The following is a 20,298-nucleotide window of genomic DNA, read 5'->3' as shown; positions in this document are numbered from 1 at the left end:
TCAAATAGGTTTTTATTTAAATTCTCATGCTTTTGTGACTATATTTTGAACTTTGCACTATTCTCGTAGTGTAAACTTTCTTTTTGTATATAATGAAACAAAATAGACTATTTTATTTTGAAAAAGAATACAAATTTACTATATACAAGCATACGTTAAAGGAGGCTACTTTATGTTATCTACACCAATCGGACGATTAAGAGCAATTGGACTAGTTGAGGGTATTTCTTTCCTATTACTATTATTTGTAGCAATGCCATTGAAATATTTCGCAGGGTTTGCAACAGCTGTTAAAATTACAGGCATGGCTCATGGTGTTCTATTTATTCTATTCATCTTTGCAGTAATTCAAGTAACAATCGTACACCGTAAATCAATTTTATGGGCACTTGGAGCATTTGTTTCATCAGTTATCCCATTTGGCACTTTTGTACTAGATGCAAAATTAAAGAACGAGCAACAATAATAATAAAAAGGTAGTTAACGACTGTTAACTACCTTTTCTATTTATAAATTTGGAATTTCCCAATCAATTTCTCTTTCGCCCATATTAGCTAAAATCGTATTTACTTTAGAATATGGCTTACTACCAAAGAAACCACGTCTTGCCGATAATGGGCTTGGATGTACAGATTCGATAATATGATGATTCGGATTCGTAATTAACTTCTTCTTCGCCTGTGCATGGCGCCCCCACAATATGAAAATAACTGGCTTTTCACGTTCATTCAACAGTTCAATTACACGATCTGTGAAGTGCTCCCATCCTTTTCCCTTATGAGAATTTGCTTCGCCTTGACGAACTGTTAATACGGTATTTAGTAATAATACTCCTTGTTCCGCCCATTTTACTAAATAACCGTTATTCGGGATTTCATAACCATATTCATCTCGAATTTCTTTATACATATTTAACAATGACGGTGGTGTTTTAACACCAGGTTGCACAGAAAAGCTTAAACCATGCGCTTGATTCGGTCCATGATATGGATCTTGTCCTAAAATAACAACCTTTGTATTTTCATAACTTGTATACTGAAGAGCGTTAAAAATATCTTCTACCTTCGGATAAACAACATGCGTGCTATATTCTTCTGTCAAAAAACTGGATAGAGTAAGATAATACTCTTTCTCGAATTCTGGTGCCAATAGTGGCTCCCAATCATTCTTTAAAACATTTTCCATACTGTCACTTCCTGTCTAATTAATTCACCATATCCTGTCTTGTAAATACTACGAACGAAATAACAAGAGAAACAACTGCCCAAACAGTTAAATTCATCAAAGAAAATCCCATCGATAAACCTTGTAATGCAGGTAATTTTCCTGATAAATAATCCGTTAATGATAGATTCACACTAAAAATATATTTGGCGCCTTCCCAAGATGTTGCGAACGAGCTTAAAATACCGCCTGCAATTAATGCAGCTAGCATAACGCCCATACCAGCTGGTGTATTACGAATTAAAACAGAGACCATAAATGATATAGTTCCGACAACGATAGCAACAAACCAGGCTAGTCCATACGCCATTAAGATGTATTGCCACTGCGGAATAAGATGCACAAAGTTCGTATTTAACGTTTCCTTATCAATAACAAATCCTGTTAAAACAGGTAAATTCCATCCCGAGTACCCAAATACAAGCCCTGATAATATGTAAGCAAACAAACCTACAAGAAACAGTATGAGCGAAATGAAAAATAACATCGTCACGTATTTACTAAGGAGTATTTTCCAGCGCCGAATTGGCCGCGTAAGTAACATCTTCATCGTCCCATCACTTCGTTCTCCTGAAACGATATCAATGGCTACAATCATTACAAGAAGCGGAATAAATAATGTAATTCCTTGTTCAATAAATGCTCTGACAAAAGTCGGTGCACCCGGTGCCATCGGATTAATATCATGATCTAAATAATATTGTTGTTGCTCAACTCTTACCTTTAACCAATCACGCCATTCTTCTGGCAACCTAGAATTGTTCAACCGGTTCTGAGAATCAACAATTTGCTGTTGCAATGAAACCTTCCAATCGGTTGTACCGAGTCTTTTTTGTGTCGTTTCTATTTCACGATACTGCGCATACACAAAAAGCGGGATCAAGATTGCTAAAATAAGCATGACAACAAAAATACGTTTCTTACGGTAAATCTTTTCTGATTCATTTAAAACTAGATTCGCAAATTCACGCATGCTGCTCACCCCTTGTGAGTTCAATAAATAAATCTTCTAGCGTAAATACAAGCTCCTTAACGCTATGTACATCTATTTCATTTTCGACAAAGTGTTTATTCCAACTACTTATAGATGCAATATCCATGCGGCATAGTAATCGATCGCCTTCTACACTCACTTCCCTTACTTCTTCGGCCGCTTCTAGCATATCTTTCGCCTTAGAAATTGGTGTAACAATCCATTCTACACGATCACTTGCTGTTTTAATTAATTCTTCAACCTTGGCAACTGTTATCATTTTTCCTTTATGAATAATAGCAACGCGATCACATATCATTTGCACTTCACTTAGCAAGTGACTTGAAATAAACACGCTCATATTTTCTTCTTTTACAAGCTTATGTATAAATTCCCTAAGTTCTCTAATCCCTGCTGGATCTAAACCATTCGTTGGCTCATCTAATATGAGCAATTTTGGATTCCCAAGGAGCGCCTGCGCAATTCCAAGGCGTTGTTTCATACCAAGTGAGTACGTTTTTACCTTGTCATGAATTCTTTCATCTAAATGAACCATTTCAGCAATTTCAATAATACGTTCATCTGATATATCACCTAACATACGAGCAAATTGCTTTAAATTTTCCCATCCCGTTAAATATGTATACAACTCTGGGTTTTCAACGATACTCCCAATTTGACGCATCGCTTCCCTGAAATTTTCCTTAATCGAATAACCACCGATAGAAATCTTACCTTCTGTCGCCTTAATCAATCCGACTAACATTCGAATGGTAGTCGTCTTTCCAGCACCATTTGGCCCTAAGAACCCGAACACTTCTCCTTGCTTTACATCAAAGGAAATATTCTCTACAAGAGTCTTCTTTCCAATTACCTTCTTCAAATCTCGTACGGAAAGTATCGTCGTCATTTTACCCCTCCTTGTTCTAGTTTTAATTTACTTACAACATTTTGAACTAAACGTTCTGCCATATACGTATAACCTACTTCGTTCGGATGAAAATGATCAGAGTATAATAAATCTTTACCGCGGTTTTGGAATAAATCAAATGTCGGTGTAATATACACATTTTTATCGTTTAGCGCTAACTTCTCTAAAGATGCATTCCAGTCCACAACAATGTTTGAAGACCCTTTTAAATCTTCTACATCTTCAAAAGGATTGTATAAACCAAGCCAAAAAATCGGACTATCTGTATTTAATTTACGAATTTCTTCTATAATTTTCTTTGCTTCATTTTGAAACGTTTCTGTGTCAGGACGATACGTCTCTAAATCTATTTTCCCAAGCGATTCCCAGCCTGGGAACAAATCATTCCCACCAATCGTTAACACGATTACATCTGCTTGCTTAATTGAATATTGAGCGCCATTACTTTCAATTTGTTTTAATAAATCGGGCATTTTTGCACCACTAACTGCTAAATTTGTTAATGCAATTTTTTGCTTATAATCTTTTTGTAAATCCTCTTTCATTCGCCCAACATAGCCAATTCCTTCTTTATCACCAACGCCACGCGTTAATGAATCACCTAAACTAACGATTTGTAACGTTCCCGTTTTCTTTTTCTCTTTTGCCACTACATCGGTCTTTTTAATTAAATTTGAAGCTTTCGGATTTAATACATCATTTACACCTGAAACAAAGCCATATGCAAATAAACAGAAAGATGCAATTGTAATGAGTAGAATTACTTTTACTACTTTTGATCTCATATCAAAACCCCTTTTAGCCCTCATAGATTGTCCATAATTATACCAAACGAAATTTTGAAAAGCGATTTTCACACCTTCTCAATTACGTCGTTTCTCTATTTACTAACTCTGGTAATAACTCTATATGCTTCACATCTAATTTCTCTTCATTAATCTTTTCATATAATAATTCAAACGCTTTTACTCCAACGTTTTTACTAGAATGCGAAATCGTCGTTATACCCAATATATCTGCCACCTCTTGATCATCACACCCGATAATCGTAATATCCTCTGGAATACGAATTCCTTGTTTTTTTGCTTCTGTAACCATCCCCGCTGCAATATGGTTACAAGATACAAGGAACGCCGTCGGTTTTACTGACATATGAGCCCATTCTCTAATTACATTGCGTCCATCTTCCACTGTAAAACAACCCTCAAATTTCCAGGTCTCTAGCGGTGTTACGATACTCTGTTGAAGCGAATCTTCATATGCCTTCTTTCGTCTTTGGCTATTAACACTATTACTTCTTCCAATACAATATCCAATATGTGTATGACCGGCATCTATTAAGCTTTTCATCCCAAATGAAAATACTTTGTAGTAATCGATATGGACACTTGAAATGCATTTTGAATCTATTTCTTCACACATAACAATCGGGCCGAATTTTGTATATTCTTCAAGCTTCTCCTTACTATTTGCCCGAGAACAAATAATAACCCCATCAAGCTTTTTCATTTTTAACATATTTAAAATTTCTAGTTCTCTTTCTTCGCTATAATTCGTCTGGCAAAGCATCATATTATAATTATTCTTGGCTGTCTCTTTTGATATCCCCTCGATAATAGCGCTATAATATTGATCATTTACGTGTGGTAATAAAACGCCAATTACATTCGTTTTTCCTTTCACTAAATGAATCGCATTCACGTTTTGCGTGTAATTTAATTCTTCTATAATCGCTAAAATTTCTTTTCGTTTCTGTTCATTTACGTACGGATGATTATTTAGTACACGTGAAACAGTTGAAACAGATACTCCAGCAAGTTCAGCAATCTTTCTTATATTTGTCATCTCATTTTCCCCTTCTCACAAAAATTCTCCCTTGACCTGGTAAGCTTTCCACAATATATCCTTTCCTAGCAAATACATTTAGAAAGGATATACAACTATGCTTCGATTCAAATTAGAATATATATTTTTCATTGGCGGTTTACTCATTCTTGCCATCGGTATTAATATGATGACGACAATTACTTCCTTTGGACTTAGCCCTTATGATTCCTTCTTTATTGCACTATATCAAAATTTTGGCATAAGTATTGGTTTTTGGATTTTTATGATTAACTTTGCCTTTACACTTATCGTACTCTTTTGGAATAAAAAACAAATTACAATCGGTACAATTGTAACGATGGTTCTTATTTCTCTTTTTGTTGATTGGATTGGTTCCATTACAACTATTATGGACGCTATCCGCTCTCTTCCAAAATATATAACACTTATTTGCGGAAATCTATTCGTTGGAGCTGGAATTGGTCTTTACGTCTCTACAAACCTTTGCGCAGCGCCTCAAGAAGCTTTCGTTTTAACGGTTGCTGAGAAGAAAAAATGGACGTTTAGAAGAACAGAGATTTCATTAGCCTTTTTATTTTTAACGTTAAGCTTTTTATTAGACGGACCTATCTATTTTGGAACAATCATCTTATCCTTTACAACAGGCTGGATTATCCAAGCATTTATTCAAGTTGGTACGCAGATTTTAAATAGAAAAGAGCCTATTAAGCAAGCTGCTTAATAGGCTCTTTCTGTTTTATGGTAAGGATACTACTTAGCATCCCCTTCAATTCGATAGTTCGCTTTCAAACAATCTATTTCTTCATACCCTTGCAACGTATGTAGAATATAATCATAATCAGCAAGAGACGCACGATGCGTTACAATTACAATTTCAGCCTTTCCTTTCTCTTCAAGCGGCATTTGAATAATTTTCTCAAAGCTAACTCCGCGCTCAGAGAACAATGAAGTAATTTTTGCAAATACACCAATTTCGTCTTTTACATGCAGTCTTAAAAACTTTTTCACGACAATTTCGTCTGGCTCTTTTAATACTTTTTGATATTGTGGGACTACAGCACTATTTCCTGTTACCCCTAATCTAATATTTTGCATTACAGCAACTAAATCCGAAACAACAGCTGTCGCTGTTGGTAAACTTCCTGCGCCTGGTCCATAAAACATCGTTTCCCCAACTGCTTCACCGTAAACATACACAGCGTTATATTCATTTTGTACTGCCGCAAGAGGATGTGTATTTGGAAGTAAAGTTGGTTCAACTGTAACCTCCAATTTTTCACCATCTCGTTTTGCAAGACCGATTAATTTAATTGTATAACCTAAGCTCTTACTATATTCAATATCTTCCTCTGTAATAGAGGTAATCCCTTTTACTTTCACGTCTCCAAGCTCTACATTTGTAGAGAAACCGAGAGTAGCTAAAATCGTCATTTTTCTTGCTGCATCTAAACCTTCTACATCTGATGTTGGATCTGCTTCTGCAAATCCAAGTTGTTGGGCTTCTTTTAACACGTCGTTATATGCTCTCCCTTCGTCTGACATTTTCGTCAAAATAAAATTTGTCGTTCCATTTACAATTCCCATTACTTTCGTAATAAGATCTGAGGAAAGTCCTTCTACGATACTGCGTAAAATTGGAATTCCCCCTGCCACACTCGCCTCATAGAATAAATCAGCCTTATTATCTTTTGCTGTCGCTAATAGTTCCGCCCCATGTAATGCCATTAAGTCTTTATTTGCAGTTACAACATGCTTTCCGCTTTTTAAAGCTTGTAAAATATATGATTTTGCATCATCAATGCCACCCATCACTTCAATGACAACATCAATATTTGGATTATCTAAAATTTCATTTGCATCTTGTGTTAATAGAGTAGAAGGTACCTCTATCTCTCTCTCTTTCTCAATGTTTTGCACTAATACTTTCGTTACCTTCACTGGACAACCTACTTGGTGTATGAGTCGTTCTTGATGATCCGTAATAATACGAACCACACCACTGCCAACTGTCCCAAGACCTAATAACCCAACTTGAATTTCTTTCATAGTACTGTCCACCCCTCAAAAATTGTGTTTAGATGAAATTATATGAGTAAAAAATCTGAAAAACAATGTATTTTGAACATTTGGAAAAATAAAGGTTAATCTTTACAAGGAAAACGTTGCCACGTGTTACACAATCTTTCTTTACAATATATAAGGGGTTTCTTGATACACGTAATAATTCAACCAATTAGAAAACAATAAATTACCATGACTCCTCCACCTAACAAGCGGCTTTTCATCTGGATTATTATGTTTAAAATAGTTTTTTGGCACATCAATATTTAATCCCTTGTCACGATCTCGTTCGTATTCTTGTTTTAACGTCTCACAACTATATTCGCTATGTCCAAGGGCAAACACTTGCCTTCCTTCTGGCCCAATAACAAGGTGAACACCTGCTTCTTCAGAGTTTGCTAACAATGTTAAGTCTTTCACTCCTCTAATATCATTCTCTCGTACTTCTGTATGACGAGAATGCGGAGCAAAAAACAATTCATCAAATCCTTGTAACAATTTCACATGTTGCTCGCAAACTTCATGTTCAAATACACCGAACATTTTTTCCTTAAGGGGATACTTTGGAACACCATAATGATAGTACAAGCCAGCCTGTGCTCCCCAGCAAATATGGAGCGTAGATGTTACATTCGTTTTTGAATACTCCATAATATGTTTAAGCTCTTCCCAATAATCTACCTCTTCAAAAGCGAGGGTCTCCACTGGCGCTCCTGTAATAATGAGCCCATCAAACTTTTCATTTTCAATATCACGAAACGTTTTATAAAAGCTTGTTAAATGTTCTTGCGTTACATTACGAGATAGATGTGATTCCATATGAAGCAAATGAACATCTAATTGTAACGGTGTGTTTCCAATTAAGCGAAGTAATTGTGCCTCTGTGTCTTGCTTCGTTGGCATTAAATTTAATATAGCAATTTTCAAAGCGCGTATATCTTGTGTTTCCGCTCGCTCCTTGGTCATTACAAAAATATTTTCTTTTTGTAACACTTTGCGAGCCGGTAAATCTTTATCAATTATGATCGGCATGTGTTTTGCCCCCAACTAGAGCTGCTTCCAAATCTGCAATAATATCAGAAACATCTTCTATACCAACTGATAAACGAATTAAATCAGATGTAACACCAGCTAAACGCTGATCTTCAGCATTTAATTGTCTATGCGTCGTACTAGCAGGATGTATAACGCAAGTTCGTGCATCAGCTACGTGTGTTACAAGAGTTGCTAGTTTTACATTTGCGATAAATTCTTTTGCTGCTTCTAATCCGCCTTTAATACCGAAAGTTAAAACACCACTAGCACCTTTTTTCAAGTACTGTTGTGCCAATGAGTAATTTTCATTACTATCTAAGCCCGGATAATTCACCCATTCAATACGTTCATGATTAGCAAGCCACTTAGCAACTGCAAGAGCATTTTCACTATGACGTTCCATTCGTAAATGCAATGTTTCTAAGCCAATATTGCTAATATATGCATTGAATGGGCTCATACAATTTCCATAATCTCTTAATAGCTGAACACGTGCTTTCACAATATACGCTGCTGCACCAAAGTTTTGAACGTAACTTACACCGTGATAACTTGGATCTGGTTCAACAAGTTCAGGATACTTTCCATTTGTCCAATCAAAGTTTCCACCGTCAATTACAATACCGCCTAAGGAGCTCGCATGCCCATCGATATACTTCGTCGTAGAATGAACAATAATATTTGCCCCATGTTCAAACGCCTGGCATAAATAAGGAGTTGCTAATGTATTATCAACGATAAAAGGTACCTCTAATTCTTTAGCAGCAGCTGAAAATTCTTTAAAATTTAAAACATTCATCGCTGGATTTCCTAACGATTCTGCATAGATAAGTTTCGTCTTGTCATTAGCAAGCGCCGTAATTTCATCTGCCGTTAAATTTGGATTAAAGAACGTAACATCAATGCCCAGTTTACGCAAACTCACTCCAAATAAATTAAACGTTCCCCCGTAAACCGTTGAAGAACAAAGTAAATGATCCCCACTACTACAAATATTTAAAACTGCGAGCATAATAGCTGCTTGCCCAGAAGCCGTTGCAACAGCTCCTACACCGCCTTCTAAATCTGATAACTTCTGCTCAAATGCGGCTAGAGTAGGATTTCCAATACGTGTATAAATATATCCTTCTGCCTCTAAGTTAAATAGGGCTGCTAAATCATCTGAAGTATCGTATTTATATGTTGTACTTTGATAAAGTGGTAAAACACGTGGTTCACCATTTTTTGGCGTATAGCCACCTTGCACACATATTGTTCCTTTTCCCCATGATTCTCCCATCTCTCATTCTCCTTTCTTTTATACAAAATAAAAAACTGCCCCTTTCCTGAAAACAAGAAAGGAGCAGTTTGAAAACACGCTCTAAAGGCTCTTTCTTATCTCTCAGGATTACTACCTGCAGGATTTGGCACAATTCCGTTATACGGCTGTTGCCAAGGTTTCATCGGGCCTGTCCCTCCACCTTTTCTTGATAAGACTATGCAATTACCGTTGATTTTATAGCAATAATTTCCTAATGTCAAACAGTTTTTCTGAATGTTCTAAAATAAATGTTAACAGTTTCATATAAAGCAACAAAAGAAATATATTCTAGTCTATTTCAAAAAAGACCTTTAAAAACCTCAAATCAGTCTATAAAATTAAATAAGTAATTTAACCTATAAATTCAAATTCCCCTAAAGTTAGCCTATATGTTGAATAGGCCATCTTCTCAAAAAGATACTATATATATTCAATCCATTTTTCACTAGTATATTTCACTTTTTTACCTACAAAGATTTACATAACGGAGGTATAACATGACAAATAAAAAAGATATGCAGTACATACTTGCTCTATATGGCATTCTTCTAGGATCTATAGTAGGAGCTACAGTCTGGTTATTTTTAGTCACAATAAATATTGGAATCCACTTTATTTGGGGATACTTGCCTGAAGTTCTCTCTTTTCCCTCTTATTACACCCTTTGCGTAACAATAATTGGCGGGGTCCTTGTTGGTCTATCACAAAAACATTTCGGTACATACCCACGCCTTATGCCTGAAGTGATGGCTGAATATAAAAAAACTGGTCGAATCGAATATCGCTTTGTCCATCAGGCTACTTTAACAGCGATTATTGTTTTAATTTTCGGTGCTAGTCTTGGTCCAGAAGCCGCACTAGTTGGAATTATAGGCGGACTGTGCACATGGGTAGGGGATCGCTTTAAATTTGCCTTAAAGGGTATGAATGAGCTAACCGAGATCGGAATTGGAGCTACTTTAAGTGTCATTTTTAACGCACCATTATTCGGTTATTTAGCACCAAATGAAAATGAGGGGGAACAAATTGCTGCTTTTTCTAAAGGAAAAAAGGCGATTGTATACTTAGCTACTACTTTCGCAGGTTTTTCTGTTTATTTACTACTGAGTAAACTCGATAATCGTGGATCCTTTATTGTTGATTTCGGGGAAGGTGCACTTTCTTTCAATGAATGGATCGCATTTCTTCCACTTGCTAGTATCGGTGCTATAGTTGGTTTCTTTTATTTCAAGTTAGAATTCACATTAGAGAAGTTAATTCACCCTTTTAGGGAATACAAACTGACACTCGGAATTATCGGTGGTATTTTATTAGGAATTGCGGGAACTTTTCTTCCGTACACATTATTTTCAGGGGAACATCAATTAAAAGAATTAGTTGTTGAATGGAGCCATTTATCTTTTTGGATACTACTTCTTTCAGGGATTTTAAAGTTGTGCATTACTGCCGTTTGTTTGAACACAGGGTGGCGAGGTGGACATATCTTCCCAATTATATTTTCCGGGTCAAGTATCGGATACGCTGTAGCATCTATTCTTCCTATAGATCCAGTAGCATCTGTTGCCATCGTAACGACAGCAATTTCAAGCTATGCGTTACGAAAGCCAATAGCTATAACATTACTATTACTTATGTTTTTCCCGCTTAATTTACTATTGCCCATGCTTGGTGCAGCTGCTATCGGGAATGCCTTTCCGCTCCCAAAACATAACGAAAATAAAAATTAATAAAAATAGGCAGTGGGGATGAAAGCTCCACTGCCTATTTTTTTATTACACATGCTGCTTTAATAACGCTTCTAACTCCTCAAAATTATGCACTTCATATGTCGGTATAATCCCACTATCATTTAATTTCCTTTCTGGATTAAACCAACAGGTATCAATTCCCGCTACATATCCACCTTTCATATCAGCGCTTAATGAATCCCCAATAATCAGCCCTGCTTCAGGTGCAAAGTTAGGAATCCGTTCAAAAACATAATCAAAATACTCTTTCATCGGTTTTTGAAAACCTGTATCTTCCGAAACAAAAACATCTTTAAATAATGAATGTAAACCTGCATTACGCAAACGTTTACCTTGCGTCTTAGAAACACCATTTGTCACTATATACAATTCATACTCTCCTTGAATTTGATTTATAAATTCAAACGCACCTTGCATGAGTTGATTTCCTTCTTCTAAGTAGTTACGATAATTATTTTCCAATAATATTCCATCTACTTCTTCTCCATACTCTTTAAACAACAGAGAAAATCTTGTATTTACAACTTCATTGCGTGATAGTTCTCCTTTTTCAAAAGCATCCCAAAGACCTTTATTTATTTTTTTATAACGAGCCTCTATCTCGTCTGTTAAAGGGATTCCCTTCTCTTCAAAAAGCACCCGTAAAGCCACTTTTTCAGCCTTTTGGAAATCTAGTAATGTATCATCTACATCAAATAACAATGTTTTATATTTTTTCATAAATTCATCACACTCTCTTTTCTACAAAAACAAATTTACATAAATCGTATCATTCCTTCTTGTAAAGATAATAGGAGATATCTCATACTATACATGGGGGTGAAAATATGAAAATCAGCAAAAATGAGGAAGAAATTTATCAATACATGCGAATCCATCAATTCCATACCCTATTTTCATTTCATGTCTTGCCATATGTAGAGCTGCATTCTTTTCAAACGAAAGAGATGATATGTAGCGAAGGAAATGCTCTCCCTTATCTCTATTACTTAATTTCTGGGAAAGCAAAAATATATATGAGTCATAAAAACGGGAAGGTTTCATTAATTAATTTTATTCAAGCACCATCTTTTATCGGGGAATTAGGATTAATAGGAGTAGAAAATATTACTAAGTCCGTTGAAGTACTAGAAGATTGTGTGTGTTTGGCACTTCCTCTTAAAGATTGTCAGCAACTTTTATTACAAGATGCAACGTTTTTACAGCACTTATGTAAATTTATTGGAGAAAAGACAATTACTCGCACTGAAAATCACGCAAAAAACTATAGTTATCCTTTTGAAAATCGATTAGCTGCTTTTATTTTATTAACAGAGCAAAATAATTGTTATATAGAAAAGCATACCGAGGCCTCGGAATATTTAAATGTCAGCTACCGTCATCTTTTATATGTATTAAATCAGTTTTGCCAACAAAATTATTTAAGAAAAGAAGGCCGAACATATTATATACAAGATCGAAATACATTAGAAAAACTTGCTGATGAACTAAAAATATAAAAAAACAGCATTAACGTTTACATGTTAATGCTGTTTTTTCGAGTGACGATTATACTTTTAATTAAAATTTACTTGCTACTTTAGCTGCTTCTTCAAGACCTGCAGCAATGATTTCTTCTGCTTTATCTGGGAATTGGTTATGCCCTTCAATAACTACTGTTTCCATGTTTGTTGCGCCGAAGAAGCCCATCATACTTGCTACATATTTAACAGCCATTTCTACCTCAGCTGCTGGACCTTCTGAATATACGCCGCCTCTTGCATTTAATAATGCAATCTTCTTATCTCCGATTAGGCCAACTGGACCCTCTGGCGTATATTTGAACGTTTTACCAGCACGGTTTAAATAATCAATATATGTGTGCAATACTGCTGGAATCGTTAAGTTCCATAATGGGAAGCCGAAAACAACTTTATCAGCTTCTAGGAATTGATTTAAATACTTATCAGCAACTGCTACTGCTTTTGCTTCTTCTTCTGTTAAATCAAATCCTTTACCTACCTTGAATGTACCATTAATCATATCTACGCCTACATATGGTAATTCTTCTTTATATAAATCAAGTTCTACTACTGTATCATTTGGGTGTGCTTCTTTATAGTTTGCTAAAAATGCCTCATATAATTTTACACTAACTGCTTGTTCCGCTGGACGGTTATTTGCTTTAACGAATAAAACTGTTGCCATTATTTATTCCTCCTAGTACTCACTCTTATGTTGTTATATGCTTTCAAAAAAGGTATCCCTTGTAATTGTTGTTTTGTTGCTTACAAACATATTTTATCTTTATATAATGACAATTTCGTCCTCACATAGACGTATTTTTCCATAAAAAAAGTCCACCTTCTAAAGGCGAACTTGGTCTTACGACTTTCGTCTTATACAATTCCATTTTTCACTGCATATAATGCCGCTTGCGTACGATCAGATAAATTCAACTTACTCAAAATGCTACTTACATGCGCCTTAACTGTCTTTTCTGTAATAACTAAAACAGATGCAATTTCCTTATTGCTCATCCCTTTTGCTAATAGCTGCAATACTTCATTTTCTCTCGCTGTTAGCACATCCACTTGAATAGAAGGTTCTTCTTCCTTTTCTTCTACAGGTAATGTTTGAGAGAGAAGAGCATTTGCTATATCCGGATGTAATTGAATATTACCTTTATATGCGCTTCGAATAGCCTCAACAAGCTGATCTGGTTCTACATCTTTTAAAATATACCCACTTGCTCCAGCCCTTAATGCAGGTAACACATGCGCCTGATCAGAAAAGCTAGTTAATACAATTACTTTCACATTTGGATACTCTTTTTTAATATATGCCGTCGCCTCAACACCATCCATTTCAGGCATGTATAAATCCATTAATATAACATCGGGAGTTGTTTCTCCTACTTTCACTAACGCTTCTTTCCCATTATTCGCTTCTCCAACTAACTCTAAATCTTCCTGTGTACTTAAGAAAAATGCTAATCCTTTTAAAACGACTGTATGATCATCAACTAACAATACTTTTATTTTCACAAACTTCCCTCATTTTCACATCATAATGGTACGTTTACTTTTACGCTCGTTCGTTTATTACTACTTACAATTTTAATTGTTCCACCAACTAATTCTACTCTTTCACGCATCGTAGTCATACCTAGTGATTTCTTTTCTTTTATATTCTTTTCCACAAATCCCTTTCCTTGATCAACTATTTCTAATGATACATTTTTCTCATTCACTGTAAAATAAATCGTCGCTTCTTTTACACCTGCATGCTTACTTACATTGTTCAGTGCTTCTTGGCCTATGCGCCACAAAGCTTCTTCTACTACACGAGGTAAATCACGAACACCCGTAACTTGCTCCCTAATTTTCAGTCCCAAATTTTCACCGTACTGCTTTAGAGCTGGCAATAATCCTTTTTCTAATCCCGCCGGACGAAGCTGCCAAATTAATGTCCTCATTTCTTTCAAAGCTCCTTGCGCAAGTTCACGCATCTCATGCAAAGATTGATCTACCTTTTCATTTTTACCTTTTAAAACTGCCTCGGCGCCTTTTGTCATGAAGGTTAATGAAAATAATTTTTGCGAAACAGAATCATGTAAATCTCTTGCTAACCGATTTCTTTCTTCCATTCGTACAAGTTCACGGCGCTGCTCGTTTAACCTCAAATTCTCTATTATTAACGAAACATGGTTCGATAATGCTTGAATTACGTCTATTGTATTAGCATCAAACTCTCCATTATTCAAGCTAACACATAAAACACCAAATATATGGTTTTGAATATGTATTGGTGTAGCAATAACAGCTCGATTTAGATGTACATTATGTCCTATTTGATGTTTTATTAGAACTGGTTCATCTTGTTCTAACGCCCTCTTGGCCGCCTCTTTTATATCCTCTTGTAACTCTTCCTGAACGTAAGACGCTCGCAGAGATAATTCTTTTTCCTCCCTAATAAAAAGCGCTACTTGATTCCATTGAAATACTTCACCTACGTGATTTACCACTTTTTCAGGTAGTACATTAAACTTATGAATCGTTTTTAAATCTTGAATGAAACGCTCTAATTTCACATAATAATGTGCTCTTCTCTTTTCATTTTCATATAATTTTGTTCGCTTTAAAGCCGTACCAATTTGGAAAGCAACCGATTGGAGTAATACTAATTCTTCTTCTGAAAAATGTGTTTTACCCGGACTTGCAACATTTAACACCCCAAATTTTTCTCCCCCAGCTTTTAAAGGAACCGTAGCATGATGAAGAATGCCCTCCGTATCTCCCCAATTATATTCAATTGCATTATTAATTCTTTTACATTCAATAATATTAACGGCTCTCTCTAATTTTCCATCTACAAAACCTCGTAAACACCAACATTCACCTTCGCACATCGGGCGTTTATTTTCATATGTCAGTGCCTCTGGTAATTGATAGTCAATTAACTTCGTATACTTCCCATTTTCATCCGCAAGAAAAATCCATCCTGTCGTTAAACCTGTTACACTTAGTAATTTCTCTAGGACAGCTTGCAATACATGATATGTATCATTTGATGTATTTAATGTTTCTGCAATTTCCTTTAATATAACTAATTCATTTGTACGATTATCTCGAAACATACTCAGTCTCCTGCATACAAGATTTTAAATAGCTCTTAAAATAAATCATCTACTTTTCACTTTGTACTTATTCGTAACATTGATATAATGGTGAGAACATAGTTTTCATTATATCACTCGAGGGGGCTTTCATAATGACATTAAATAAAGCACTTACTATCGCTGGTTCTGACACAAGTGGCGGTGCTGGTATACAAGCAGATTTAAAAACATTCCAAGAACTGGGCGTATACGGAATGACATCTCTTACAACAATCGTAACGATGGATCCACATAACGGTTGGGCACATAACGTATTTCCAATCCCAGCTTCTACATTAAAACCACAATTAGAAACAACAATTGAAGGTGTTGGCGTAGACGCTTTAAAAACAGGTATGCTTGGATCAGTAGAAATTATTGAAATGGTTGCAGAAACAATCGAAAAGCACAATTTCAATAATGTAGTAGTTGACCCTGTTATGGTATGTAAAGGTGCTGATGAAGCATTACATCCTGAAACGAATGACTGCTTACGTGACGTTCTTGTTCCAAAGGCATTAGTTGTAACACCAAACTTATTTGAAGCTTACCAATTAAGTGGCGTAAAGATTAATTCTCTTGAAGACATGAAAGAAGCAGCGAAAAAGATCCATGCTTTAGGTGCGAAATACGTCCTAATTAAAGGCGGTAGCAAACTTGGTACGGAAACTGCAATCGACGTCCTATATGATGGAGAAACATTCGACCTTCTAGAATCAGAAAAAATTGATACGACAAATACACACGGCGCAGGTTGCACATATTCTGCTGCAATTACAGCAGAACTTGCAAAAGGAAAACCTGTGAAAGAAGCAGTAAAAACTGCTAAAGAATTCATCACAGCTGCTATTCGTTACTCATTCAAAATTAACGAATACGTAGGTCCAACTCACCATGGTGCATATCGTAAATTTGTTGTATCAAAAGAACTTGTCTAATATATAAATAAAAAACACTCACAAAGTTCATACATTGCCTCTGTGAGTGTTTTTTATAAGCTTTATGTCTTCTGGTCATCTTATCTTTAAGATACAGAGCTGACCTTATTTCTACCATTTCGTTTCGAGTAGTATAACGCATCATCCGCCGCTTGAATAAATTGCTCCGTTGATTCTTCATATTCTGAAACCCCCACCGAAACTGTAATTTTTATTTTCGTTTCATCTAACAATTGAAATGAGTGACTTTCAACAGCTGTACGAATTTGCTCGCCCATAAGAATTCCGTAAGCTAATCCCTTATTCGGTATCAAAAGCGCAAACTCCTCTCCACCCTTTCGAAAAGCCAAATCTGGAAATTGTGAAATTTCTCGTAAAATACACCCTACTTGTTTTAGCACTTCGTCCCCTGCAGGATGCCCGTACGTATCATTTACATACTTAAAGTGGTCAATATCTATAAGTAGTAAACAAAACGAATCATTTTTCATGTTCTTATTACTAATATGACGATTCATCTCTAAATCAAACTGTCTTACGTTTCCTAAACCTGTCAATGCATCTATCGTTGCGTATTGTTTCATCTTTTGAAATAACTCATTGGATTGTAAAACATAATTTGCACTTATGAATGTTATGTAACCTGTAATAATACTAGAAATTAAATATAATCCCACTATGTGGATTTCTTTAATTAACCATATATATAACGCTGGGATTAGAATAGATAAAATATATGTGTGTAACCATACCCACTTTCCCCCTAAAGAAAGCTTCATGCGCGAAATAAAGATACTCCCTATTCCTATCGCAATGATTGTATAAAAAGCCACTTGAGAAGCTAATGAATAATCCATAAACAACAGCCTAGTTACTAAAATCATACCAATTGTTATGGTACTCGCTATCGGTCCTCCAATAATAACAGCTAGAATAACAGCTAAATAGCGTAAATCCAATAGAATGGTACCAACACGAACACTGAAATACATCAATACTATACCTAGTATCCCAGTAAAAATGCCTACTACACATTTCTGCCCAAAAGAGAATCCTTCTTTTAACGGCTTATCCCTTAAAAGCTGGCCCCCAATAAAAATAAAGGAAAGAATAATTGTTGTATTTACAAATAAGTCCCTTAACATAAAATAATCTCCCTACTTTTCCATCTATCCCCTTCCTCACTTTATTGTATACGAAATACCTTTAATTCCCAAAGGTTTTGTTTATTTTTGCTGTTCCACGTGAAACAGCAAAAAAATAAAAAGGGCGAAAACTCGCCCTTTTTCATTAACAACAGCGTGATATTTTTCCACCCTTTGCATTAAATCTTGCTTCTTGTGCCTCAGCAAAAAATTGCTTTTGACATACAACCTCTTCTTCAGGATGATGCTTTTTCATATGCTCCACATATACTTCATAACTTGGTACTCCAACGAGCAAACTAATAAAGCGTTTTCTTTCGCCCCATACTTGCCACAACTTTTTAAGCATAGTTCCTCGACTCACTTTCATCTCTAGGAATATATGGTGCCTCTTTTAACGGCATTGGCTTATTTCTTAATACTTGGATCCAAATTCGAAGTGCTGAAATTAACACAGCGATTACAACTATCATAAAAATTCCGCAAAGCGCTGCATCGATATAATCATTGAAAATAATTTGCTTCATTTGAGCGACATTTTTAGCTGGCGCTAACACTTTTCCCTCATCTAATGCTCCCTGAAATACCTTTGCATGCGATAGAAATCCAATTTTAGGATTTTCATGAAATAGCTTTTGATATCCCGCCGTCATCGTTACAATCAGCAACCCGATAGTTGGAATAAGTGTTACCCAAACGTACGCCTTTTTTCCCATTTTAAACAAAATTGTCGTTCCAAGTAATAATGCAATACCTGCTAGCATTTGATTTGCAATACCGAAAAGTGGCCATAATGTATTAATTCCACCGAGCGGATCTATTACCCCTTGGTATAAGAAATATCCCCACCCTAATACACATAATGTTGTAGCGATTACATTCGCTAATGTAGAATCCGTTTTCCCAAATGGCTTATATACATGCCCTAAAATATCTTGAATCATAAATCGGCCGACACGCGTTCCGGCATCAATTGTTGTTAAAATGAATAGAGCTTCAAAGAGAATCGCAAAATGATACCAAAATGCCATCATGGCCGTTCCACCTATTACTTGTGAGAAAATATATGCCATACCTATCGCTAATGTTGGCGCACCACCTGTACGTGATAAAATTGTTTGCTCTCCAACATTTACAGCGAGATCTTTTAGTTCATTTGGTGTAATAGCAAATCCCCATGAGGAAATAACTTGAGCTGCCTGCGAAACATCTGTACCGATAAGTGCTGCGGGGCTATTAATTGCAAAATACGTTCCCGGTGTTAATACACAAGCCGCAATCATCGCCATTGCTGCTACAAACGACTCCATTAACATTGCTCCATAACCGATTGGCTGTGCGTGTCCCTCTTGCTCGATCATCTTCGGCGTCGTACCTGATGAAACGAGAGCATGGAATCCAGACACTGCACCACAAGCAATAGTAATAAATAAGAACGGGAATAAGTTTCCAGAAAACACAGGACCAGTTCCATCAATAAATTTCGAAACTGCTGGCATTTGTAAATCTGGTGCTACAATTAAGATACCGATTGCTAACCCTACAATTGTTCCGACTTTTAAAAATGTACTTAAATAATCACGTGGTGCTAAAAGCATCCAAACTGGTAATGCCGATGCGATAAATCCATATACAATAAGCATAATAGCAATTGTTTCACCACTAAATGTGAACATACTTGCAAGTGTTGGATTTTCTGCTACATACTGTCCTCCAACAAGAGATAAAATAAGTAGGATAATACCAATTACTGATCCTTCTCCAACACGACCAGGCCTAATATAGCGCATATAAACTCCCATTAAAATAGCGATAGGAATCGTTGCTGCTATCGTAAACATTCCCCAAGGACTTCCGATTAGTGCCTTTACTACGACTAACGCTAATACTGCTAATAAAATAATCATAATTCCTAAAATACCTATCATTGCAATTAGTCCTGTAACAGGTCCAATCTCATCTTTAATCATTTCTCCTAACGATTTACCATTACGTCTCATCGAAGCAAATAAAATGACAAAATCTTGGACAGCCCCCGCAACAACTACCCCAACAATAATCCAAATGGTTCCTGGTAAATATCCCATTTGTGCTGCTAAAATCGGTCCTACTAAAGGTCCCGCCCCAGCAATCGCTGCAAAGTGATGGCCAAACAATACCCACTTATTTGTTGGAACATAGTCTTTCCCATCGTTTAATGTATGGGCTGGTGTTTGCCGATTATCATCTAAATTAAAAACCTTTCTCGCTATAAATCTACTATAAAAGCGGTAAGCAACTGCATATACACATACGGCAGCTACTAAGAGCCATACAGCATTAATGGTTTCACCTTGTGATAAAGCTATTACTCCAAAAGCACCTGCTCCTACTGCTGTAATAACGCCCCAAAGTAAAATCGATTTCAATGTCTTCACATACAATTCCCCCAATACTATTTCTTAGTGGAGATTGTA

20 protein-coding genes and 1 riboswitch are annotated in these 20,298 nt (G+C 35.9%); of the genes, 5 read left to right on the top strand and 15 right to left on the bottom strand.

The window, feature by feature from the left end; genetic code table 11:
• Positions 1-172 precede the first annotated feature (172 nt).
• Positions 173-466: a DUF3817 domain-containing protein gene (locus tag HMPREF1014_RS21170; RefSeq protein ID WP_000953396.1), complete on the top strand. Its 294-nt coding sequence runs from the start codon at positions 173-175 to the stop codon at positions 464-466.
• A gap of 41 nt (positions 467-507) precedes the next feature.
• Here the strand turns inward: HMPREF1014_RS21170 and HMPREF1014_RS21165 are convergent, their stop codons facing one another.
• The 5 genes from HMPREF1014_RS21165 to HMPREF1014_RS21145 are packed head-to-tail and all read right to left on the bottom strand — an operon-like array spanning position 508 to position 4,973.
• Positions 508-1,185, bottom strand: coding sequence for a uracil-DNA glycosylase (locus tag HMPREF1014_RS21165; protein ID WP_000432518.1), 678 nt, complete (start codon positions 1,183-1,185; stop codon positions 508-510).
• A gap of 19 nt (positions 1,186-1,204) precedes the next feature.
• Positions 1,205-2,197, bottom strand: a complete 993-nt coding sequence (locus HMPREF1014_RS21160; protein ID WP_001206477.1) for a DUF2705 family protein — start codon at positions 2,195-2,197, stop codon at positions 1,205-1,207.
• Positions 2,190-3,107 (bottom strand): ABC transporter ATP-binding protein, encoded by a 918-nt coding sequence (locus HMPREF1014_RS21155; protein WP_000207709.1) that lies wholly within the window; start codon positions 3,105-3,107, stop codon positions 2,190-2,192. The genes HMPREF1014_RS21160 and HMPREF1014_RS21155 overlap by 8 nt, the downstream gene beginning before the upstream one ends.
• Entirely contained in the window at positions 3,104-3,985 is an 882-nt protein-coding gene (locus tag HMPREF1014_RS21150; RefSeq protein ID WP_002022849.1) for an SGNH/GDSL hydrolase family protein, read from the bottom strand. The genes HMPREF1014_RS21155 and HMPREF1014_RS21150 overlap by 4 nt, the downstream gene beginning before the upstream one ends.
• A 10-nt stretch (positions 3,986-3,995) precedes the next feature.
• The gene (locus HMPREF1014_RS21145; protein WP_000181957.1) at positions 3,996-4,973 is read right to left on the bottom strand and encodes a LacI family DNA-binding transcriptional regulator; all 978 of its coding nucleotides are present in this window, start codon (positions 4,971-4,973) and stop codon (positions 3,996-3,998) included.
• A 97-nt stretch (positions 4,974-5,070) separates the two neighbouring features.
• On the opposite strand from HMPREF1014_RS21145, the gene HMPREF1014_RS21140 reads away from it, so the two are divergent.
• Complete coding sequence (locus HMPREF1014_RS21140) at positions 5,071-5,697, top strand: YczE/YyaS/YitT family protein (RefSeq protein ID WP_000943411.1); 627 nt, start codon at positions 5,071-5,073, stop codon at positions 5,695-5,697.
• Between the two features lie 29 nt (positions 5,698-5,726).
• On the opposite strand, the gene HMPREF1014_RS21135 is transcribed toward HMPREF1014_RS21140, so the two are convergent.
• The 3 genes from HMPREF1014_RS21135 to HMPREF1014_RS21125 all read right to left on the bottom strand — a co-directional run bounded on the left by HMPREF1014_RS21135 (position 5,727) and on the right by HMPREF1014_RS21125 (position 9,351).
• Complete coding sequence (locus tag HMPREF1014_RS21135) at positions 5,727-7,022, bottom strand: homoserine dehydrogenase (RefSeq protein ID WP_000659093.1); 1,296 nt, start codon at positions 7,020-7,022, stop codon at positions 5,727-5,729.
• Between the two features lie 141 nt (positions 7,023-7,163).
• Positions 7,164-8,069, bottom strand: coding sequence for a homoserine O-acetyltransferase MetA (gene metA / locus HMPREF1014_RS21130; RefSeq protein WP_001121538.1), 906 nt, complete (start codon positions 8,067-8,069; stop codon positions 7,164-7,166).
• Complete coding sequence (locus HMPREF1014_RS21125; protein WP_000504780.1) at positions 8,053-9,351, bottom strand: bifunctional O-acetylhomoserine aminocarboxypropyltransferase/cysteine synthase; 1,299 nt, start codon at positions 9,349-9,351, stop codon at positions 8,053-8,055. Before HMPREF1014_RS21125 ends, metA begins: the two co-directional genes overlap by 17 nt.
• Before the next feature lie 92 nt (positions 9,352-9,443).
• Positions 9,444-9,548: riboswitch (SAM riboswitch) on the bottom strand.
• A gap of 321 nt (positions 9,549-9,869) precedes the next feature.
• On the opposite strand from HMPREF1014_RS21125, the gene HMPREF1014_RS21120 reads away from it, so the two are divergent.
• On the top strand, positions 9,870-11,099 hold the full coding sequence (locus tag HMPREF1014_RS21120; protein WP_000182464.1) for a chloride channel protein: 1,230 nt from the start codon (positions 9,870-9,872) through the stop codon (positions 11,097-11,099).
• Between the two features lie 45 nt (positions 11,100-11,144).
• On the opposite strand, the gene HMPREF1014_RS21115 is transcribed toward HMPREF1014_RS21120, so the two are convergent.
• A complete protein-coding gene (locus HMPREF1014_RS21115; RefSeq protein WP_000760193.1) occupies positions 11,145-11,840 on the bottom strand; it encodes a YjjG family noncanonical pyrimidine nucleotidase in 696 nt (231 codons plus the stop codon).
• A 107-nt stretch (positions 11,841-11,947) separates the two neighbouring features.
• Here HMPREF1014_RS21115 and HMPREF1014_RS21110 point away from each other — a divergent pair, with 107 nt between their 5' ends.
• Complete coding sequence (locus HMPREF1014_RS21110; protein ID WP_000703320.1) at positions 11,948-12,619, top strand: transcriptional regulator YeiL; 672 nt, start codon at positions 11,948-11,950, stop codon at positions 12,617-12,619.
• A gap of 61 nt (positions 12,620-12,680) precedes the next feature.
• Here HMPREF1014_RS21110 and HMPREF1014_RS21105 read toward each other — a convergent pair whose 3' ends face one another.
• From HMPREF1014_RS21105 to HMPREF1014_RS21095, 3 genes are all read right to left on the bottom strand, one after another.
• Positions 12,681-13,307 carry an FMN-dependent NADH-azoreductase gene (locus HMPREF1014_RS21105; protein WP_000246735.1) on the bottom strand — a complete coding sequence of 209 codons (627 nt, stop codon included), beginning with the start codon at positions 13,305-13,307 and terminating at the stop codon, positions 12,681-12,683.
• 191 nt (positions 13,308-13,498) lie between these two features.
• On the bottom strand, positions 13,499-14,146 hold the full coding sequence (locus tag HMPREF1014_RS21100; protein WP_000695812.1) for a response regulator: 648 nt from the start codon (positions 14,144-14,146) through the stop codon (positions 13,499-13,501).
• Positions 14,147-14,166: 20 nt separating this feature from the next.
• Positions 14,167-15,738: a GAF domain-containing sensor histidine kinase gene (locus tag HMPREF1014_RS21095; RefSeq protein WP_000488143.1), complete on the bottom strand. Its 1,572-nt coding sequence runs from the start codon at positions 15,736-15,738 to the stop codon at positions 14,167-14,169.
• Between the two features lie 134 nt (positions 15,739-15,872).
• On the opposite strand from HMPREF1014_RS21095, the gene pdxK reads away from it, so the two are divergent.
• A complete protein-coding gene (gene pdxK / locus HMPREF1014_RS21090; protein ID WP_000174264.1) occupies positions 15,873-16,697 on the top strand; it encodes a pyridoxine/pyridoxal/pyridoxamine kinase in 825 nt (274 codons plus the stop codon).
• A gap of 86 nt (positions 16,698-16,783) precedes the next feature.
• Here pdxK and HMPREF1014_RS21085 read toward each other — a convergent pair whose 3' ends face one another.
• The 3 genes from HMPREF1014_RS21085 to cstA form a co-directional block, all read right to left on the bottom strand.
• Positions 16,784-17,842, bottom strand: coding sequence for a GGDEF domain-containing protein (locus HMPREF1014_RS21085; RefSeq protein ID WP_000942898.1), 1,059 nt, complete (start codon positions 17,840-17,842; stop codon positions 16,784-16,786).
• Positions 17,843-17,987: 145 nt separating this feature from the next.
• Positions 17,988-18,191 (bottom strand): YbdD/YjiX family protein, encoded by a 204-nt coding sequence (locus HMPREF1014_RS21080; protein ID WP_000914504.1) that lies wholly within the window; start codon positions 18,189-18,191, stop codon positions 17,988-17,990.
• Positions 18,184-20,259, bottom strand: a complete 2,076-nt coding sequence (gene cstA, locus HMPREF1014_RS21075; RefSeq protein WP_000854310.1) for a carbon starvation protein CstA — start codon at positions 20,257-20,259, stop codon at positions 18,184-18,186. Before cstA ends, HMPREF1014_RS21080 begins: the two co-directional genes overlap by 8 nt.
• Positions 20,260-20,298: the final 39 nt, after the last annotated feature.

The sequence above is a fragment of the Bacillus sp. 7_6_55CFAA_CT2 genome, assembly GCF_000238655.1.
GTDB lineage: Bacteria > Bacillota > Bacilli > Bacillales > Bacillaceae_G > Bacillus_A > Bacillus_A cereus.
This window is presented reverse-complemented; position numbering and strand designations above follow the sequence as displayed.

Bases quoted from the DNA above. Each gene is read 5' to 3' on its own strand.
- HMPREF1014_RS21170 (WP_000953396.1), top strand. From the start codon at position 173: ATGTTATCTACACCAATCGGACGATTAAGAGCAATTGGACTAGTTGAG.
- HMPREF1014_RS21165 (WP_000432518.1), bottom strand. From the start codon at position 1,185: ATGGAAAATGTTTTAAAGAATGATTGGGAGCCACTATTGGCACCAGAA.
- HMPREF1014_RS21160 (WP_001206477.1), bottom strand. From the start codon at position 2,197: ATGCGTGAATTTGCGAATCTAGTTTTAAATGAATCAGAAAAGATTTAC.
- HMPREF1014_RS21155 (WP_000207709.1), bottom strand. From the start codon at position 3,107: ATGACGACGATACTTTCCGTACGAGATTTGAAGAAGGTAATTGGAAAG.
- HMPREF1014_RS21145 (WP_000181957.1), bottom strand. From the start codon at position 4,973: ATGACAAATATAAGAAAGATTGCTGAACTTGCTGGAGTATCTGTTTCA.
- HMPREF1014_RS21140 (WP_000943411.1), top strand. From the start codon at position 5,071: ATGCTTCGATTCAAATTAGAATATATATTTTTCATTGGCGGTTTACTC.
- HMPREF1014_RS21135 (WP_000659093.1), bottom strand. From the start codon at position 7,022: ATGAAAGAAATTCAAGTTGGGTTATTAGGTCTTGGGACAGTTGGCAGT.
- metA (WP_001121538.1), bottom strand. From the start codon at position 8,069: ATGCCGATCATAATTGATAAAGATTTACCGGCTCGCAAAGTGTTACAA.
- HMPREF1014_RS21125 (WP_000504780.1), bottom strand. From the start codon at position 9,351: ATGGGAGAATCATGGGGAAAAGGAACAATATGTGTGCAAGGTGGCTAT.
- HMPREF1014_RS21120 (WP_000182464.1), top strand. From the start codon at position 9,870: ATGACAAATAAAAAAGATATGCAGTACATACTTGCTCTATATGGCATT.
- HMPREF1014_RS21115 (WP_000760193.1), bottom strand. From the start codon at position 11,840: ATGAAAAAATATAAAACATTGTTATTTGATGTAGATGATACATTACTA.
- HMPREF1014_RS21110 (WP_000703320.1), top strand. From the start codon at position 11,948: ATGAAAATCAGCAAAAATGAGGAAGAAATTTATCAATACATGCGAATC.
- HMPREF1014_RS21105 (WP_000246735.1), bottom strand. From the start codon at position 13,307: ATGGCAACAGTTTTATTCGTTAAAGCAAATAACCGTCCAGCGGAACAA.
- HMPREF1014_RS21095 (WP_000488143.1), bottom strand. From the start codon at position 15,738: ATGTTTCGAGATAATCGTACAAATGAATTAGTTATATTAAAGGAAATT.
- pdxK (WP_000174264.1), top strand. From the start codon at position 15,873: ATGACATTAAATAAAGCACTTACTATCGCTGGTTCTGACACAAGTGGC.
- HMPREF1014_RS21085 (WP_000942898.1), bottom strand. From the start codon at position 17,842: ATGTTAAGGGACTTATTTGTAAATACAACAATTATTCTTTCCTTTATT.
- HMPREF1014_RS21080 (WP_000914504.1), bottom strand. From the start codon at position 18,191: ATGCTTAAAAAGTTGTGGCAAGTATGGGGCGAAAGAAAACGCTTTATT.